This is a genomic window from Bacillus thuringiensis, assembly GCF_022095615.2.
In the GTDB taxonomy this organism is placed as follows: domain Bacteria; phylum Bacillota; class Bacilli; order Bacillales; family Bacillaceae_G; genus Bacillus_A; species Bacillus_A cereus_AG.
Genome location: NZ_CP155559.1, coordinates 1449864 through 1467772, shown reverse-complemented (window position 1 = coordinate 1467772; position 17909 = coordinate 1449864). Strand labels below are relative to the sequence as shown.

The window sequence follows — 17909 nt, the reverse complement described above, 5'->3', positions numbered from 1 at the left end:
CCTTCCAACTTATGAAAAATCCTCTAAATTATATAACAATTCTTCAATATGAATTTGTGTCGGGTCTAGTTGTATTAACTGAGTAAATACTTCTTTCGCCTCTTTTCGCATACCTTCTTCCAATAAGAAATAACCGTACTCTTCCAAGAAGTCTGGATGATTCTTAAAAGAAGTATATGCACTTTCATAGTGTTTTAATGCATCCGAATACATTTCTAATTGTTTTTTTGCAAATGCAAGATCCCAAAGTAGTTGTGTATCTGGTTCTCCGCTATCAATCGCACGCTCTACAACTGCAATTAACTCTTCATACTTTTCTTGTTCTTTTAGGATATACGCATATTTTAATATCGCCCCTAAATGTCCTGGATCTAACTCAAGCGCTTTTTGAAGCACTTCCTCTGCTTCCGCTATTTTTCCTAATTTCGCCGCAATGTTCGCTAATTCTACATAAAATGGCACAGAAAGCTCATCTACTTTAATTCCTTCTTGAAGTGTTTCATAGCTTTCTTGAAGCATTCCTTCTTTTTCATAGCTTTTCGCTAAATACATGTAAAGCGATGCATACTCCGGATCTAATTCTTTTAATTCTTGCCAAGCACCAATTGCTCTTTGGTATTCTTCACCTTGATATAATGTGAAGGCATATCCAAATAATGAGTGGATATCTTTTTGTTCCTCTAAACCTGCTTCATAATAAGAAATCGCTTCTTCCCAATTTCCAATCGCACTTAACGTTTCTGCGAGGCGAAGTGCAATGACAACACCACCCATTACTTTATGTTCCGCTAATAGCGCCTCATAATAAGTGATTGCCTTTTGTTCTTCCCCTTTACTACTATATAACTCTGCTAATCCAAACGTAATAACAGGCTCGTCAGGCATCATTTCTTTCGCCTTTAATAGTTTTTGTTCTGCTACATCATCGAAACCTTGCATTTGGAATAAATCCGCAACAAGTAATAACGATTGAACATATAAATCATCATTTTCGGGAATATCATGAAGCACTTCAATTGCTTCATCTTCTTTGTCTAGATCAATATATAATTCTGCTAAAAATACAGTGAATTCACTTTCTTCTGGGTACAATAAACGCAAATCTTCTGTAATTGCTAACGCTTCATCCGTAAATCCAAGTGTATGATAATAGCGAGCGATATCATACTTCTCTTCATCATTCGCAATTTTTAATTGTTCTTTTAATAATTGTAATCCTTTTTCCGCTTCACCATTTTCAATATGTGAAACAGCTTGTTCAAATTTTTGCATAAACGTCTCCTTTAATTCTAACAAATATTATTTTCTGGTCATTTACCCCGATTGGTGCGGGCTAATAATCAGTAGGGGATAAACATCCCACTGATTAAAGTTTCACTTTATCATAAGCAACTAGGTGTAAGAACGCAACCTCTAGAATGAGCATACTTCTTCTTGTACTTTCACTGATAACGATTCGAATATGACACCGATACCGCATTACTACTTTCTATTGTACCGTTTTCTTTTATGACCGTGCAAATAACTTCTCTCACTAATTATCGAGCCATACAAACCGTGGTTTACAGAACAACTTAATTACCAGTCTTCAACCTTTATTTTTAATGCGATAAAAAAGGCCCCTATAATAGGAGCCTTCACAATTTCTTAAGAATATGTTTCTTCTTTCTTTACTTGCTCTTTTACAAGCTCTGTCAATAATTCTATAATTTCATCATTTTCTTCTTTCAAACCGACAGTAATACGAATACCATCATGTATACCAAATGCAGCACCAGAACGAACAATGTAGCCTTTCTTCATTAATCGTTCGAAAGCCTCATTACCAGGAATACCGAGCTTTAAGAAAATGAAATTTGTTTGAGATGGATAATAGAATACATTATATTCCTTACAAAATGCGTAATATTGATTTAATCCTTCTTCGTTCTTTTTCACACATTCTTGTAAAAATACTTGATCTTCTAATGCAGCGAGTGCTACAGCCTGCGCTACAGTCGATGTATTAAATGGTAACCTTGCTACTTCTAGCTGCCCGATTAAATTCACATTACCAACCGCATACCCGATACGAAAAGCAGCCAAACCATATGCTTTTGAAAACGTACGTAAAACCATAAGATTTTCATACTTTTCAAGAAGTGGTAATGTTTGCGGATAGTCTTCTTCTCCCGCATATTCATAGTATGCTTCATCCATAATAACGAGCGCTGACTTAGGAACTGATTCTAAAAATGAAAGTAAGTTTTGTTTCTCTACATATGTACCTGTCGGATTATTCGGGTTACAAATCCATACAATCTTTGTTTTATCATCTACTTGCTGTAACATCGCATCTAAATCGTGAATGCCATCTTTAAGTGGTACTTCACGAACTTCTGCTCCTTCAATAACAGCATGGTGATGGTATTGTGAGAATGTTGGATTCGCCATTACAACATTTGTTCCTTCGTGTAGTAATGCACGGCTAATCATTTGAATAACTTCATCTAATCCACTACCAAATAACAGTTGTTCTGCTTTGACACTTAACTGCTCTGCTACTTTTGTCCGAAGTTCAAATGCATATCCATCTGGATAAAGTGCGTATTGACTCGCTAAAGAAGTTAATGCTTCTGTTACGCGTGCTGAGCAACCGAATGGATTTTCGTTCGATGCTAATTTCACAATTTTTGATAACCCATACTCCCTTTTTACTTCTTCAATATTTTTCCCAGGTACATATGCTCTCAAAGTTAACAATTGCTCTTTCACTCTCATTTTTCTTCCCCCAGTCATTTTATTCAATTACAATACGGTTATAATCCCTTACTATAATCGTTTATCATTACCGTCACTATTACGAGAATACATCTAAACAAGCACTTCGCACCTTTTAAACCATATCCTTTTGAAATGCCTCTAACGCAATATGAACAGTCTCATCTGGAATAGATACGACATTCACTACCCCATATTCCTGCATTAGCACCATATGAATTGCTCCAGCATTTGCTTTCTTATCTTGTTTCATCAACTGGACGAGGCGCTCTACATTCAAATCACTTGGCATTTTTGGATAGCCGTACTTTAAGAACCACTGCTTCATCTCTCCATAGGAAAGGTCAACCTTGTACACTTGCTCACTTAAAAACAAAGCAAATAGCATGCCAACCGCTACTCCGTCACCGTGAGTAATATTTCCATATCCTAGCTCTTTTTCAAGCGCATGGCCTAACGTATGTCCAAAGTTCAAATGAGCACGTACACCTTTTTCTGTTTCATCTTGCGCTACAATATTCGCCTTTACAGGAATCGCCTTCGTTAATATATGAATTAACTTTTCATCACGAAGGTCTGCTAATGTTTGCACTTCTTCTTTTAGCCAATGATACAGCTTTACATCACCAATAAGAGCATGCTTTATCACTTCTGCATAACCTGAACGCCATTCTTTTTCAGGAAGAGACTGTAAAAACGGCGTATGATATACAACTGCTTCTGGTTGATGGAATGCCCCTATCATATTTTTACCTAACGGATGATTAATCGCTACTTTCCCACCTACTGCGCTATCATGAGCTAATAAAGTTGTTGGAACTTGAACAAAGCGGATTCCACGCATAAACGACGCAGCAACAAAGCCAGCTAAATCTCCAATCATCCCGCCTCCAAGTGCAATAATTAAAGAATTTCTATCTAATTTATTTTCAAGAGCTGACGTATGAGCTGCATAGAAGTTTTCAAAAGACTTCTCTTTTTCGCCACTCGGTACAACGAATGAAAATACTTTTTGCTCTATTTGCAATGCATCTACAACTGTCTGTAAATGGAAAGATGCAACAGCTTCATCTGAAATAATCATAATGTTTGATACAGATGGCTGCATGTTTTGAACGATTGTTGTCAAATGTGACAACGATTCTTTTCCTACATGTACATCATATTCTTTTGATTTCGTTTGAATATGTATGTTTCCCATTAAAATCCCCTCGCATATTCATTATGTTTCTCAATATTTTCACGAATAAGGTCCATACGATCTAATCCGAATTGTTCTATTAAAGCTGTCGCTAATTCCCAAGCTACAACCGCTTCTGCAACGACACTAGCTGCTGGCACAGCACAACTATCTGAACGTTCAATGCTCGCTGTAAAAGGCTCTTTCGTATCAATATCTACACTTTGAAGAGGTTTATATAGTGTAGGTATCGGTTTCATCACACCTCGCACAACAATTGGCATTCCAGTCGTCATACCGCCTTCTAATCCACCTGCATTATTTGTTCTTCGTGTATATCCATGTTCCTCATTCCACAAAATTTCATCATGAACTTCACTTCCCGGTCTATGCGCTGCTTCAAAACCAATTCCAATCTCGACGCCTTTAAAAGCATTAATGCTCATAATTGCGGCTGCTAATTTTGCATCCAGTTTTCGATCATAATGCACATAGCTACCGATCCCAATTGGCATTCCTTCCACAATCACTTCAACGATTCCACCAATTGAATCACCATTTGCTTTCGCATCATCAATTGCTTTCATCATTTGGTTACCTGCTTCTTTATCTAAGCAACGTACAGGTGATGCTTCTGTAATATTTTTTAATTCTTCAATTGAACTATACGTAACTTCCTTAGCCTCAACACCACCAATTTCAATTACATGGCCCGCCACTGTAATACCGATTTCTGCTAACACTTTTTTAGCAATCGCACCAGCAGCAACACGCACTGTCGTTTCGCGTGCTGAAGAACGCTCAAGTACATTTCTCATGTCTCTATGACCATATTTAATCGCACCATTTAAATCAGCATGTCCCGGTCTTGGTTTTGTTACTTTCCTTTTCATTTCTTTTTCTTCTTGTTCCGTTAAAGGCTCTGCGCCCATAATTTTTGTCCAATGTGCAAAATCACGATTTTCAACAACAAGTGCAATTGGAGAACCTAATGTCTCTCCATGTCTAACACCACTTACAATTTGCACTTGATCTGTTTCAATTTGCATGCGTCTACCACGCCCATACCCCTTTTGCCTTCTAGCTAACTCTTCATTTATATCATCCGCTACTAAAGGCAGTCCTGCCGGAACACCTTCTATAATCGTCGTAAGTTGTGGACCATGAGATTCACCAGCTGTAATATATCGCATACGTTATTCCTCTTTTCGTATATGTATTTATCTCGCTATATTAAGCAATGATATTATCTTTCCTTACTCTAAAAATATGAAAGAAATTATATAATTAATCAGCCATTCGTTTATTCTCCGATAGGCCTTTTACTTTACATATCAATATATCATAACAGCTCTAACTTCGTAACTAATTGAAACAAAAAAAAGTGCAAGAAGAATACCCCTATTCTCCTTGCACTTTCTACTATTATCACAGTGATTAAAGCGTTTACAAATTATTTCAAAATAATTAGTAAATCCATTCATTCATTAATTTTGAGTAGTCAACTAATTCTTCTTCCTTAAAGAAAATAGCAATCTCGCGCTCTGCACTTTCTAACGAATCAGAACCATGGATAATATTTTTTGCAACAGTTACACCGAAATCTCCACGAATTGTTCCAGGAGCTGCTTCATGTGGTCTTGTTTTACCCATCATGTTACGAGCTGTATCTACTACACCTTCACCTTGCCATACCATTGCAAATACAGGTCCTGATGTAATAAAGTCTACTAATTCACCAAAGAAAGGTTTTTCTTTATGCTCACCGTAGTGTTGTCCAGCAATTTCTGGAGTGACTTGCATTAATTTTGCACCAACTAATTGAAAGCCCTTTTTCTCAAAACGAGCTACAATTTCCCCAATGAAAGCACGTTGTACACCGTCTGGTTTTACCATTAGAAATGTTTTTTCCATAAAAAATCTCTCCACTTCTGAATTATGTATGTAATTGTATATCCCCACACACATATTAACACCCTTATCACAATTGTGCAATAGTTTTGAAATAGAGAGATTATTTTATTTTTTAGAAAAAACACTAAAATTTTCGTTTCCCAATATACTTTGCTACATTTTGTAATGCATACTTCGCTTGTCCACGCGGAAGTGGTTTTATGATTTCTAATGCTTTATGTAAATAACGTTCACTAAACGCAAATGCTTGATCAATAGCGTCACTATTTTTTATAGCCTCAATAATTTCTTTCATTTCGTCCGCTGTTGTATTTTCATGTACAGATATGATTTTCTTACGAAGTACGGGATCTTCCATAGCATATAGGGCAGGAAGCGTAATATTCCCTTGTAGTAAATCTCCGCCAGCAGGTTTTCCAAGCTTCTCTTCTGTAGAAACGAAGTCTAAAATATCATCAATAATTTGATACGACATGCCTACAAAATACCCATACCAAAATAGTCGATTTACCGTATCACGATTAGCGCCAGCAGCAATTGCTCCTAGTTGACAACTCGCAGCAATTAATAATGCTGTTTTTCGCTTTATTCTTCTTAAATACGTTCGTAAATTTTGGTCATAATTGTATTTATCTTTAATTTGTTCAATTTCACCTTTACATACTTCTAAAATGGTATGCGATAGCGCCTGATGCGCCTCTGGAATTTCGATATTTGTTATACATTCAAGAGACTTAGCAAATAGATAGTCCCCTGTATACATTGCAATACGATCTCCCCATTTCGCATTCACAGTCGCACTACCACGTCGTAAAAATGCAGCATCAATAACATCATCGTGAACAAGAGAAGCCATATGAATAAGTTCTAACGCAACAGCTACATGCTTAATTGCATCTAACTTATAATCTCCAAATTTTCCCGCAAGCAATACAAATACAGGACGAATTCGCTTCCCACCAGCTTCAATAAGTTGTAATGCTGCCTCTTCTACTAATGGTTGTTCAGAAGCAACTGTCTTTTTTAATTCTTTTTCTATCACATTAATATCCGATCGTAAAAAAGAGTACATAAGTTGTAACTTCATATTGTTCACCTTAACCTAAAACTTCTTTTTTCTATTTTGATTCTGGTTTCATACCTAAATGCATCGCTGCTACTCCAAAAGTAAACGGCTTCACTTGTACACGTTCAAGTCCAGCTTCTTCAAACATATTAGCCAGTTCTTTCATACCTGGGAATGAGCTAGCAGATTCTTGCAGCCATGAATATTCTTTATAACTTTTCGCAAATAACTTTCCAAATAACGGCATGATATATTTAAAGTATAAAATATATCCTTGTCGAAAACCAATCATTGTTGGTTGAGATGTTTCTAAACAAATTACTTTTCCACCTGGCTTTACTACACGCGTCATTTCTTTTAATACGTGCATATAATCTGGTACGTTACGTAAACCAAATCCAATCGTTACATAATCAAATGTGTTATCTTCAAATGGAAGTTCCATTGCATTCCCATGTAGAAGTTCTACTTGTTTTAATTGTAACGCCTCTACCTTTTGCTTACCGACAGATAACATATTTTCACTGAAGTCTAAACCAACAACCTTGCCCTGTTCACCTACCGCTCCAGCTAGCGCAATTGTCCAGTCCGCTGTCCCGCAGCATACATCAAGAGCCTTGTTACCTGGTTTTACATCCATAATGCGCATCGTCTCTTTACGCCATGCTTTATGTCTTTGAAAACTAATTACAGAATTCATCACATCGTATTTATCAGAGATTTTCTCAAATACATCATGTACTCTTTCTTCTTTTGATTGTTGCATGCTCGTACCTTCTTCCAATGTAAAATAGCTTATGTCTTCGATTTATCTCTTAACACAGAGTTTATTTCGCTTATATCTGTGTGGTTTTCTAAAAACTGATTTTCTTTCTTTCTGAGTTCCATCATCCATCCATGTATAACTGTTTCTGCCTCCGCTTTATCCTTCGCAATCCCTTGAACTGCTTGAAAAACAGGTGAATGTCGTTTATCAGCATGCAGTTCACATTCTTTTTGAAGACGGTTTTTTCCTAGTACATATGTTATAAACGGCTTCCAATGCGATAAATGAAAATGATCACATGTTTTTTGCAAGAGTGCAGACTCAATCGTAACTACACTTTCCATTATGTCATCCATCGTTTCATGCGCTTTTTGATATAACATTATTTTGTGTTCATTAATTTCTTTAATTCCTTCAGCAAGCGCACGGATTAAAACAATATCACGATTCATAGACAATAAGTAATAATATAACCCGCTATAGTAATCACCAGCAAGTACTGTTAGCTGACGACGTTTATGCGATTCATTTGCTTCTTCCCCTGCTTTATTTGATACTCTTTCATGTGTATCAAGCGCAATTTGCACAAGCATAATCGTTACTACATAATGCTCAATTTGTTCTATATGTAAATTTGCACCTTTTAAAGCACCATATAACAATGCTATTTTTTCTTCATCAATAAATGGTTCTTCAATATAGTTTATAAAATAAGGATGGCGTAATTTCTCCATCAATTTCTCTCTTATACCCGCATACCCTCCGTAGATGTCACACACAAAAATCACCCTTGTTTTCTAATTCATAAAACTTATTATAACACATACATACTATTTTCTATAACCAAAACTTGGCTACTCTTTCCAAACTTCCACCGAACGAAATAACATCTTCCATTCTTTTTAGTAGTCTTTCTATTCTCACTCTTCCTTGCTAAAACTATATCATTTATTTACATAAAAAAAAAAGAAAAGCAGTTTCCTACTTTTCTTTACTTCGATTTAATAAAAGATAAAATTTCACTACGTGCTGCTGCATCATTTTCTAGCACACCACGTACTGCTGTTGTTACTGTTTTCGCGCCTGGCTTTTTCACACCACGCATCGTCATGCACATATGTTCCGCTTCTACTACTACCATTACACCATGCGGCTCTAGTACTTCCATAATAGAGTTTGCTACTGTTGATGTAATACGTTCTTGCAGTTGTGGACGACGTGCAATTGTATCTACAGTACGAGCTAATTTACTTAACCCTGTCACTTTTCCGCCTTGCGGAATATATGCAACGTGAGCAACTCCATAGAATGGAACTAAATGATGCTCACACATCGAATAAAACGGTATATCTTTTACTAGTACAAGCTCCTCGTGATCTTCTCCGAACACTTTATGCAAATGTTCTTTCGGATCTTCATGCATACCCGAGAACACTTCTGCGTACATTTTTGCAACACGCTTTGGTGTATCAAGTACTCCCTCACGATTTGGGTCATCTCCGATTGCCTCTAAAATAAGGCGTACTGCATGTTCAATTTGTTCTAAATTAACTTTTGCCATCCGCTAGCCCTCCCGAAAACCTAAAAGTGATACGAACACATTCTAGCATATTTATGTTTTTAAAAGCAAAAAGAAGAGTTCCCAAAAAGGAAACTCTTCTTCCCTGTTAATATGTAAGGATTATTTAACCGCATCTTTTAACGCTTTACCAGGTTTGAATGCAGGTACTTTACTTGCAGCGATTTCAATCTCCTCACCTGTTTGTGGGTTACGACCTTTACGAGCCGCACGCTCACGAACTTCGAAGTTACCGAATCCGATCAGTTGTACTTTATCACCTTGCTTTAAAGCTTCTAAGATAGAATCAAAAACAGCGTCTACTGCTTTTGTTGCGTCCTTTTTAGAAAGGGAACTTGCTTCTGCAACAGCATTGATTAAATCTGTCTTGTTCATGCCATTCACCTCCTCCCAAAGATAAGACTGTATAATGATCATAAAATGAGTCTTACTTTCATTTGTAGGCAATTTTTACAAATTCTATACTACAAAGATGTAGATAAATCATTATCAACGCCTATATTATACGATTCTCCTTTATAATTCAATATTTTTAAGGAAATTGTTACTCTTAAAATGTGAAAATCTGATGAAACTTGACAATTTACAACAATATATTAGATAATGACTGTTTATTTTTCTATTCCATACGCAAAAATCAAAAAAATCCCTCTACGATGAGAGGGATTTTTTCTTATAATATAATCGCAATTAATCCGCCAGATCCTTCATTAATAATTCTCTCTAGCGTTTCTTTTAATTTATATCTCGCATTTTCTGGCATTAAAGATAGTTTCGCTTGTATGCCTTCTCGAACAATAGAGCTAAGTGAACGCCCGAATATATCAGAATTCCAAATTGATAATGGGTCATCTTCAAAATCCTGCATTAAGTAACGAACTAGTTCTTCACTTTGCTTTTCAGTACCAATGATTGGCTCAAACGTTGACTCCACATCTACTTTAATCATATGAATAGACGGAGCTACAGCTTTTAATTTCACACCAAACCTTGAACCGTGACGAATAATTTCTGGCTCATCTAAGCTCATGTCAGCTAACGCAGGCGCTGCTACACCATATCCTGTTTGCTTTACCATACGCAAGGCATCCGCCACTTGATCGTATTCTATTTTTGCATGAGATAAATCGAGCATAAGCTTTAATAAATGATCTTTCCCTCGAATTTCTACCCCTACTACTTCTTTTAAAATTTGATCATATAATTCATCCGGTGCATATAAATCAATCTCTGCTACGCCTTGCCCCATATCAATACCAGCTAAGCTCGCTCGATCAATAAATTCATACTGACTAAACTGCCAAACGACACGGTCCACATCACGAAGACGTTTTATATCCTTCACAGTCTCTTGAACCGCTTCTTGATAACTTTGGCGCAACCAATGCCCTTCATTTAACACCATCACCCAGCTCGGAAGGTTAACATTCACTTCTAAAACAGGGAACTCAAATAATGCTTCTCGAAGTACATTGTACACATCTGTTTCCCTTAAACTTTCTACACTCATCGCAATGACTGGGATATCATATTCTTCAGATAAACTTTGGCGCAATTGCTCTGTATCTGGATGATACGGCTGTACAGTGTTGATGATCATAATGAAAGGTTTTCCGACTTCTTTTAACTCATTTACTACGCGTTCTTCTGCCTCTATATAATCTCTTCTTGGAATTTCACCAATCGTTCCATCTGTTGTAATTACAACACCAATTGTGGAATGTTCTTGAATTACTTTACGTGTTCCGATTTCTGCAGCTTCATGGAATGGAATAGGTTCTTCATACCAAGGAGTATTAATCATGCGTGGGCCATTCTCATCTTCATAGCCTTTTGCTCCTGGAACCGTATATCCAACGCAATCTACCAATCGAATATTCACTTCAAGACCTTCATCTACTTCGATAGAAACCGCTTGGTTTGGAACAAACTTCGGTTCCGTCGTCATGATTGTACGACCAGCAGCACTTTGAGGCAGTTCATCCTGCGCCCTTTGACGGTCAGACTCATTCTCAATATTAGGAATAACTACAAGTTCCATAAATTTTTTAATGAATGTTGATTTCCCTGTTCGAACAGCTCCTACAACTCCAAAATAAATATCACCGCCTGTGCGTTCCGCAATATCTTTAAAAATATCTACCTTTTCCAAGTGATTCCCTCCCTCAATATTTTTGGGAATAATTCCACGTTTATAGTCAACTAATACCTTCTCTAACGTTGCCTATAATATCTGATATAATATAATGGTATTCTAGAAGTTCGGACAATATATCATATAATTTTGTCCAATTTCATATGACTATTAAAAAATACCTTTTGTTTGCATCGCAAGTTGTGTAACATAAAAAACCTTTCTTCTAGAACTTATTCACTAAAAGAAAGGTTCATGACTTATGATTTTAAAAAAATTGGTTCTCCATTCTTTACCGTATACGGTAAAGAATACGCAGGTACAAATGGAGAATCTTTCAAAAGTATATTCCGAATATCTTCCCCCTCCTGAAATTGCCCTTCATTTTTTTTCAACGCTTCATATAAGTCGATTCGATAATCAACATAAATTTCTCCCTTTTCATTGATTACAAAAGGAAGCCCTTTACCAGAGTACGGACTTGTTACTTGTGGCACATCTTTGTATCCTAGTTTTTTGAAATCTAATTCATACACACCATCTGAAATTACCTTTTTAAATGGTGGATATTGATGTTCATCCCGATACATCCTAAGCTTTAATGATAATTCCTGGATTTGTTCAGCCATCCTAACATCAATTAACTTTACTGTTGGGTTTGTTTCAACGTCTATTAATACGTATTGGTACACCCCTCCGCTTTCATACGCATTTCCTGGCGCTTCTTGTATGTAACGCGGAGCAATCTTTTGAAAATCGATTGGATACTTTTGATAAATAGGCGTACTCATATCCCGCGTCTTAATTGGCAATATCCCATCATTTTTCTCCTTAAATGTCTCTACAGCTTTTTGGACAACCTGTAGCTGATCTTCATAAGGAACAGCATTTTGTCTCATATTTTCTTTCGGATACAGACAACCTGTTAAAAGGCTCATACAACAAAATATTAAAATAATATGGACTTTTTTCACTAGCAATCACCTTTTCATACTAATATAACTTGCTCCGTATGTAGCATTTTCGAGACCATTCCCTTTACTGCTGTACTGGTCCACTAAATACAACAAGAAAAATAACAATTCCTGACACAACCATAAGGGTGTACGCTACTAACGCTGTAATCCCTTTCAAAAATTTATTCTTTATTTTGTATCTACTTAGTAAAATAAAACTTACTGCAAAAAACATAAATCCAATTGCTCCTAAAGCAAACCACATTTTTAAAAGCCCATCTGACATATACACACCCCTTTTTATTAATCTATTTTTATACTATTTTAACAAATTAAAATTTTTAAACAAATAAAAAAAAGAACATTTTATTACAAATTACGAATATATAACTTTAATCCACATATTTTTTCGCATCTTCCTCTAATCTAGATAAAAATAAAACCGAAGCGAGTGTATCTCTCGCTTCGGTTGACCAAATATGCCCAAAACAGCTCTATTCCCATACTTTCATGGCTATCATATGCAATCTACAAACTCTTTGTTTCTTATATTTTATTTTTTAAACATTTTGCTTAACGAGCCAAAGTCAGCGGGCATATTATTGTTAATGATCGCTTTTACAATTTGATCCTCTTGTTCTTTCGGCACTTCACGTCCTGCCATAAGAGCCACTTGATGAATCAATTGACGAAGCACAGTCTCATCACGTAAATTCGCATTTTGTACAGATGATGCTAATTTAAAAATATCTTCTTTATTCACTTTCGCTTCTTTTTCAATGTTATTAAAAATGTTATTATCCATTCTTTTCACCCTCTCCTCAAGTTACTCTTCATCCTATGCAAAATTAAAAAAATGGTGAAAAGACCCATAAAAATAAAAAGCGACAGAAGTACAAATGTACTTCTGTCGCTTTTTTTAAAGTAAGTCAGGTATAGCTTCCACTTCATGTTTTCGAACACGTCCCATTAATGAGCCTACTGCATCTTTCACATTATTCCCATTGAATAGCACGTCATATAAAGCAGCTGTAATCGGCATTTCAACTTCCATTTTCTCTGCTAATTCGTGAGCAGCTTTCGTTGTTCTTACACCTTCTACAACCATACCCATACTTTCTAACACTTCTTCTAAAGAGTGTCCTTTTCCAAGCATATTTCCAGCGCGCCAATTTCGGCTATGAACACTTGTACAAGTTACAATTAAGTCTCCCATACCAGTTAGACCAGCAAAAGTTAATGGATTTCCGCCCATTTTTCTTCCTAAACGAGCAATCTCCGTTAAACCACGTGTCATTAATGCTGCTTTCGCATTATCACCTAATCCAAGTCCATCAGTTATCCCAGCAGCTAATGCGATGATATTTTTTAACGCACCACCAAGTTCAACTCCAACGATATCTGGATTTGTGTATACACGGAAGTAACTATTCATAAACAGGTCTTGTACTTCCTCAGCCGCTTCCATACGCTTTGCTGCAGACGTAACCGTCGTCTCTTGACGTAAACCGACTTCTTCAGCATGACTCGGTCCAGACAGTACAACAACGTCTTTAATCAAGTTCTCTGGAATTTCTTCCTCAATCACTTCTGAAATACGTTTTGACGTACCAGGTTCAATTCCTTTACTTGCATGAACCCAAGTAATCGGACCCGCTACATATTTCTTCATATCTTGCAATACTTCTCTATACGCTTTCGTTGGTACTACAAGAAGTACTACATTTACATCTACTAATGCTTCTTCTAAAGAAGAGTAGGCTACGATTGTGCTTGGCAATGTAATTCCTGGAAGGTATCGACTATTCTCATGTTTCGTATTAATCTCATCCATGAGTTCAGAGCGATTTCCCCAAATTCGTACATCATGTCCATTGTCAGCCAATACCATCGCTAACGCTGTTCCCCAGCTACCTGCTCCTACTACTGTGATTTTTGTCATAAAATCACATCCTCTCCATTAGTCTCTTGCTCTAGCGATAATGTGAATTGGCGTTCCTACAAAACCGAACGCTTCACGTAAACGATTCTTTAAGAAGCGCTCATATGAGAAGTGCATTAACTCTGTATCGTTTACAAATATAACAAATGTTGGTGGTTTTACCGCAACCTGTGTCGCATAGAAGATTTTCAAACGGCTACCATTATGAGTTGGCGTTGGATTCATCGCTACCGCATCCATAATTACATCATTTAATACGTTCGTTTGAATACGAATACTATGGCTTTCATTTACTTCATTAATAACTGGTAATAATGTTTGTGTACGTTTTTTCGTTTTCGCAGATAAGAATACAATCGGTGCGTACTCTAAAAATTGGAAATGAGCACGGATGTTTTCTTCAAATGCTTTCATTGTTTTTTCATCTTTTTTCACTGCATCCCATTTGTTTACGACGATAATAACAGCACGTCCTGAATCATGAGCATATCCAGCGATTTTTTTATCCTGTTCAATAATTCCTTCTTCTCCGTCTAAAACGACTAAAACAACGTCAGAACGTTCAATCGCTCTTAGTGCACGGAGTACACTATACTTTTCTGTACTTTCGTATACTTTCCCTTTTTTACGCATACCAGCTGTATCGATGATTACATAATCTTGACCATCTTTACTATATGGTGTATCAACAGCATCACGTGTCGTTCCCGCTATATTACTTACAATTACACGTTCTTGACCAAGAAGTGCATTTACAAGTGATGATTTCCCTACATTCGGACGTCCAATTAAAGAGAAACGGATTGTTTCATCGTCATAAGCTTCTTCTTCAATCTTTGGAAAATGATTTGCAGCTTCATCTAACAAATCACCAAGTCCTAAACCGTGTGTACCTGAAATTGGGAATGGCTCGCCAAATCCTAATGCATAAAAATCATAAATATCACTACGCATTTCTGGATTATCAACCTTATTTACCGCAAGTACAATTGGTTTTTTAGAACGATATAAAATTTTAGCAACTTCTTCATCTGCTGCAGTTACACCATCGCGACCATTCGTCATAAAAATGATAACATCTGCTTCATCAATCGCTACTTCCGCTTGTTGACGAATTTGTGTCAAGAACGGCTCGTCACCAATATCAATTCCACCTGTATCAATAATGTTAAACTCATGATTTAACCATTCTCCCGCACTATAAATACGGTCTCGCGTTATACCTGGTATATCTTCTACGATTGAAACTCTTTCTCCAACAATTCTATTGAAAATAGTAGATTTTCCTACGTTCGGGCGGCCTACTATTGCTATTACTGGTTTCGGCATATACTTTCATCCTTTCAACTTGCTTCTGTTTATTATGTAAAAAACCCTTCTTTGTGCAAGAAGGGATTTGCATTCCAGAATATTTCTCAGCGTATCAAAACACCTCACATTATACCACACGTTACTAATGTTTCACAATAATATATACATTCTCTTGTAAGCGATGCGCAATACCATCCAAAATTGCCTCTAAATTATTTGCAACAAACTCTAATTCATCTGTCGATTCACAAGTAAACAAAGGGGCACCACCAGCAAATTTCTCCGGCGCTGTGGTAATAACCGCGAGTATTACACTTTCTAACATCATCTTTTATCTCCCCTTCCTTTCGGGGCTTCCGATGACATATGAACAGCACTTTCTAACGTCGGTACGTTCCCTATGACACCTATCGCTTTCTCTGCATCTTGATCTTGTGGCAAGACAAAAATCCCCACCCTACCATCTTCTAAATCACGCTTTGCTAACGGCACAAGCGCTGGCGTACCAGAATCTCTATAAATCCCTAAAGCAACAGAAACATCATGTAAAATAGCTTGTCGTTGTCCTAAGTTTGAGATTGTCACCATGGCATCAATTGATTTCGGCCTTAAAATAAAGCCCATTCCATATTTCATAATTTCCTCTTGCCTTGCTGGCAATCCAATATTCATAATGTAAATATTATCAATATACAGTCCCGCTCCTTCAAAACGAAGTGGAACATGCTCGATATCAACAAGATCATGTAACCTTCTGCCCGACATTAATTTTTTCGCGATAATAAATGCGATGATAGCCATAATTACTCCAGCAACCCATGAACGGAACCCTATATACGCAAACGTCGTTGCAAACGACGTTAACATCGCCAAATAGTTGCGACTTTCAAAAACTAATGCAATCCCTTCAATATATGTATTACCACGCGGTACGAGCTCATATCCATCTAATTGTTGAAGTGTATTTCTTTCCATATTACGCACATCACGAAACTGTGTTGCTGCTAATGTCAGAAATGTAATAGCAGAAAAATCTTTTTTCAAAATTGACGGAATCGCAATCGCTCCTAAAGCCGCTGCAATTAACCCCATCGCAACGTGAATAATTTTCCCGTGGAGCCTCGTCGGATATTGACGCGTATCCGTCCGGAGCATTAGCACTCTCGTTACTGTCCCCGCTATTACTCCGCATAAAATGGCCGGTGTATATTCAGTCATGTATTACCCTCGCCTTTCTTTTACGTGCTTTCCTCTTGAACTGTTCCATGTATACTGATGCTTTTGCAATCCAAAACAAAATTGCCATGAAAAATGTAGAAACGGCGACGATATCAAAAAACGCTAAACTCCCGTAATCATAAGGAAAGTGTAGTTTCCGAAAAATAAGTGTCACAAACAATTCTCCCTGTAACATTCCTATATAAAGAGAACATAATCGTAATATGCGATCCCCATGTAATAAAACTGATGCATACACAAGAGCACTACTTAACAAAAACAACCTGTCCACCACAATCCAAATCGGATCATATACTTCTAACAAATGAAAACTTGTATATAGCATTGCAATAATAAGTGCCGAAAGTAAGGTATATAATTTTTTCCAAATCGAATATAGTGTGATTCCTATAAAAGCAACAATACAAAGCAAAAGTGCATTTACTGATACCGTGAATGAAGCAATCGTTACATGTAACGAAGAGCAAATAATAAAAATCAATATACAAGCGCTTATCTTCCACCGCATAGAGTCCTTTTTCATAAAAAAAGTTACAACAATCCACCCTATCCAAGATACAAAATAAAAAGTACTCCCTTCCATCATTTCACCTCCTATGTTTTCCATTATGGGAACTTTTTATGAAAGTTAATCCACTTTCTTCACGCATAGTTTTTTCACATAACAGCAACACTTTTAATAAGGAGGTGCTATTCATTATGGGTAAAGATCGTCAAGAACGAAAACTAAGAGAATCACGACGCGTCGAATCTGACCGCGACCAATCATTACAATATCCCGGTGCAACTGGACTGGATACACCAGAGCAAGCCCGAAAACAAAATCAGCACTAATGAACACAAAAAGACGGTTTCGATATTGTACGAAACCGTCTTTTACATTTTTATTTATACCGAAATAATATTTCATGTATAAGTCTTTCTAGGTTTTTTTACCTCCACCTATTTTCTTTGACAAAATTAAACCCTTCCCAATCATTCATCAGTACAATATCTACATTTTTCAACCTCTATTTCAGTCGCAATTTTCTCAAGCTAATGTTTATATACATAATAATTTCA

Annotated in this window: 20 protein-coding genes; 1 reads left to right on the top strand and 19 read right to left on the bottom strand. The window is 36.6% G+C overall.

From position 1 onward, the window contains the following. Positions 1-9: 9 nt before the first annotated feature. The 19 genes from KZZ19_RS07615 to KZZ19_RS07525 form a co-directional block, all read right to left on the bottom strand. Entirely contained in the window at positions 10-1272 is a 1263-nt protein-coding gene (locus KZZ19_RS07615; RefSeq protein ID WP_088095783.1) for a tetratricopeptide repeat protein, read from the bottom strand. A gap of 375 nt (positions 1273-1647) precedes the next feature. Beyond that, positions 1648-2760: a histidinol-phosphate transaminase gene (gene hisC, locus KZZ19_RS07610; RefSeq protein ID WP_237981867.1), complete on the bottom strand. Its 1113-nt coding sequence runs from the start codon at positions 2758-2760 to the stop codon at positions 1648-1650. Positions 2761-2875: 115 nt separating this feature from the next. After that, the gene (gene aroB / locus KZZ19_RS07605) at positions 2876-3961 is read right to left on the bottom strand and encodes a 3-dehydroquinate synthase (RefSeq protein WP_237981866.1); all 1086 of its coding nucleotides are present in this window, start codon (positions 3959-3961) and stop codon (positions 2876-2878) included. Further along, on the bottom strand, positions 3961-5133 hold the full coding sequence (gene aroC / locus KZZ19_RS07600; RefSeq protein ID WP_237981865.1) for a chorismate synthase: 1173 nt from the start codon (positions 5131-5133) through the stop codon (positions 3961-3963). The genes aroB and aroC overlap by 1 nt, the downstream gene beginning before the upstream one ends. 274 nt (positions 5134-5407) lie before the next feature. After that, positions 5408-5854: a nucleoside-diphosphate kinase gene (gene ndk, locus KZZ19_RS07595; protein WP_000415890.1), complete on the bottom strand. Its 447-nt coding sequence runs from the start codon at positions 5852-5854 to the stop codon at positions 5408-5410. 124 nt (positions 5855-5978) lie between these two features. Then, positions 5979-6941, bottom strand: coding sequence for a heptaprenyl diphosphate synthase component II (hepT, locus tag KZZ19_RS07590; protein ID WP_237981864.1), 963 nt, complete (start codon positions 6939-6941; stop codon positions 5979-5981). 31 nt (positions 6942-6972) lie between these two features. Next, positions 6973-7686: a 2-heptaprenyl-1,4-naphthoquinone methyltransferase gene (menG, locus tag KZZ19_RS07585; protein WP_088095778.1), complete on the bottom strand. Its 714-nt coding sequence runs from the start codon at positions 7684-7686 to the stop codon at positions 6973-6975. A 29-nt stretch (positions 7687-7715) separates the two neighbouring features. Further along, positions 7716-8465 carry a heptaprenyl diphosphate synthase component 1 gene (locus KZZ19_RS07580; protein WP_140392405.1) on the bottom strand — a complete coding sequence of 250 codons (750 nt, stop codon included), beginning with the start codon at positions 8463-8465 and terminating at the stop codon, positions 7716-7718. Between the two features lie 212 nt (positions 8466-8677). Continuing rightward, positions 8678-9247 (bottom strand): GTP cyclohydrolase I FolE, encoded by a 570-nt coding sequence (folE, locus tag KZZ19_RS07575; RefSeq protein ID WP_088095776.1) that lies wholly within the window; start codon positions 9245-9247, stop codon positions 8678-8680. 120 nt (positions 9248-9367) lie between these two features. Then, positions 9368-9640, bottom strand: coding sequence for an HU family DNA-binding protein (locus KZZ19_RS07570; RefSeq protein WP_001043860.1), 273 nt, complete (start codon positions 9638-9640; stop codon positions 9368-9370). 298 nt (positions 9641-9938) lie between these two features. Next, positions 9939-11417 (bottom strand): stage IV sporulation protein A, encoded by a 1479-nt coding sequence (spoIVA, locus tag KZZ19_RS07565; protein ID WP_000416519.1) that lies wholly within the window; start codon positions 11415-11417, stop codon positions 9939-9941. Between the two features lie 242 nt (positions 11418-11659). Next, entirely contained in the window at positions 11660-12373 is a 714-nt protein-coding gene (locus KZZ19_RS07560; RefSeq protein ID WP_237981863.1) for a hypothetical protein, read from the bottom strand. A gap of 64 nt (positions 12374-12437) precedes the next feature. Continuing rightward, a complete protein-coding gene (locus tag KZZ19_RS07555) occupies positions 12438-12641 on the bottom strand; it encodes a DUF2768 domain-containing protein (protein WP_237981862.1) in 204 nt (67 codons plus the stop codon). A 267-nt stretch (positions 12642-12908) separates the two neighbouring features. Further along, the gene (locus tag KZZ19_RS07550; protein ID WP_000369753.1) at positions 12909-13160 is read right to left on the bottom strand and encodes a stage VI sporulation protein F; all 252 of its coding nucleotides are present in this window, start codon (positions 13158-13160) and stop codon (positions 12909-12911) included. Positions 13161-13274: 114 nt separating this feature from the next. Next, positions 13275-14297: an NAD(P)H-dependent glycerol-3-phosphate dehydrogenase gene (locus tag KZZ19_RS07545; protein ID WP_000161774.1), complete on the bottom strand. Its 1023-nt coding sequence runs from the start codon at positions 14295-14297 to the stop codon at positions 13275-13277. 18 nt (positions 14298-14315) lie between these two features. Next, the gene (gene der / locus KZZ19_RS07540; RefSeq protein ID WP_001125888.1) at positions 14316-15626 is read right to left on the bottom strand and encodes a ribosome biogenesis GTPase Der; all 1311 of its coding nucleotides are present in this window, start codon (positions 15624-15626) and stop codon (positions 14316-14318) included. A 124-nt stretch (positions 15627-15750) separates the two neighbouring features. Beyond that, positions 15751-15936 carry a capping complex subunit for YIEGIA gene (locus tag KZZ19_RS07535; protein WP_088095774.1) on the bottom strand — a complete coding sequence of 62 codons (186 nt, stop codon included), beginning with the start codon at positions 15934-15936 and terminating at the stop codon, positions 15751-15753. Further along, the gene (locus KZZ19_RS07530; protein WP_237981861.1) at positions 15933-16826 is read right to left on the bottom strand and encodes a YIEGIA family protein; all 894 of its coding nucleotides are present in this window, start codon (positions 16824-16826) and stop codon (positions 15933-15935) included. The genes KZZ19_RS07535 and KZZ19_RS07530 overlap by 4 nt, the downstream gene beginning before the upstream one ends. Continuing rightward, positions 16819-17430: a YphA family membrane protein gene (locus KZZ19_RS07525; RefSeq protein ID WP_237981860.1), complete on the bottom strand. Its 612-nt coding sequence runs from the start codon at positions 17428-17430 to the stop codon at positions 16819-16821. Before KZZ19_RS07525 ends, KZZ19_RS07530 begins: the two co-directional genes overlap by 8 nt. 116 nt (positions 17431-17546) lie before the next feature. Between KZZ19_RS07525 and KZZ19_RS07520 the strand changes: the two genes are divergently transcribed. Then, positions 17547-17681: a YpzI family protein gene (locus KZZ19_RS07520; RefSeq protein ID WP_000513900.1), complete on the top strand. Its 135-nt coding sequence runs from the start codon at positions 17547-17549 to the stop codon at positions 17679-17681. The last annotated feature ends 228 nt before the right edge of the window (positions 17682-17909 follow it).

Bases quoted from the DNA above. Each gene is read 5' to 3' on its own strand.
- KZZ19_RS07535 (WP_088095774.1), bottom strand. From the start codon at position 15,936: ATGATGTTAGAAAGTGTAATACTCGCGGTTATTACCACAGCGCCGGAG.
- KZZ19_RS07615 (WP_088095783.1), bottom strand. From the start codon at position 1,272: ATGCAAAAATTTGAACAAGCTGTTTCACATATTGAAAATGGTGAAGCG.
- menG (WP_088095778.1), bottom strand. From the start codon at position 7,686: ATGCAACAATCAAAAGAAGAAAGAGTACATGATGTATTTGAGAAAATC.
- KZZ19_RS07525 (WP_237981860.1), bottom strand. From the start codon at position 17,430: ATGGAAGGGAGTACTTTTTATTTTGTATCTTGGATAGGGTGGATTGTT.
- hepT (WP_237981864.1), bottom strand. From the start codon at position 6,941: ATGAAGTTACAACTTATGTACTCTTTTTTACGATCGGATATTAATGTG.
- KZZ19_RS07570 (WP_001043860.1), bottom strand. From the start codon at position 9,640: ATGAACAAGACAGATTTAATCAATGCTGTTGCAGAAGCAAGTTCCCTT.
- hisC (WP_237981867.1), bottom strand. From the start codon at position 2,760: ATGAGAGTGAAAGAGCAATTGTTAACTTTGAGAGCATATGTACCTGGG.
- KZZ19_RS07550 (WP_000369753.1), bottom strand. From the start codon at position 13,160: ATGGATAATAACATTTTTAATAACATTGAAAAAGAAGCGAAAGTGAAT.
- KZZ19_RS07520 (WP_000513900.1), top strand. From the start codon at position 17,547: ATGGGTAAAGATCGTCAAGAACGAAAACTAAGAGAATCACGACGCGTC.
- aroC (WP_237981865.1), bottom strand. From the start codon at position 5,133: ATGCGATATATTACAGCTGGTGAATCTCATGGTCCACAACTTACGACG.
- KZZ19_RS07555 (WP_237981862.1), bottom strand. From the start codon at position 12,641: ATGTCAGATGGGCTTTTAAAAATGTGGTTTGCTTTAGGAGCAATTGGA.
- der (WP_001125888.1), bottom strand. From the start codon at position 15,626: ATGCCGAAACCAGTAATAGCAATAGTAGGCCGCCCGAACGTAGGAAAA.
- KZZ19_RS07530 (WP_237981861.1), bottom strand. From the start codon at position 16,826: ATGACTGAATATACACCGGCCATTTTATGCGGAGTAATAGCGGGGACA.
- ndk (WP_000415890.1), bottom strand. From the start codon at position 5,854: ATGGAAAAAACATTTCTAATGGTAAAACCAGACGGTGTACAACGTGCT.
- KZZ19_RS07545 (WP_000161774.1), bottom strand. From the start codon at position 14,297: ATGACAAAAATCACAGTAGTAGGAGCAGGTAGCTGGGGAACAGCGTTA.
- aroB (WP_237981866.1), bottom strand. From the start codon at position 3,961: ATGGGAAACATACATATTCAAACGAAATCAAAAGAATATGATGTACAT.
- folE (WP_088095776.1), bottom strand. From the start codon at position 9,247: ATGGCAAAAGTTAATTTAGAACAAATTGAACATGCAGTACGCCTTATT.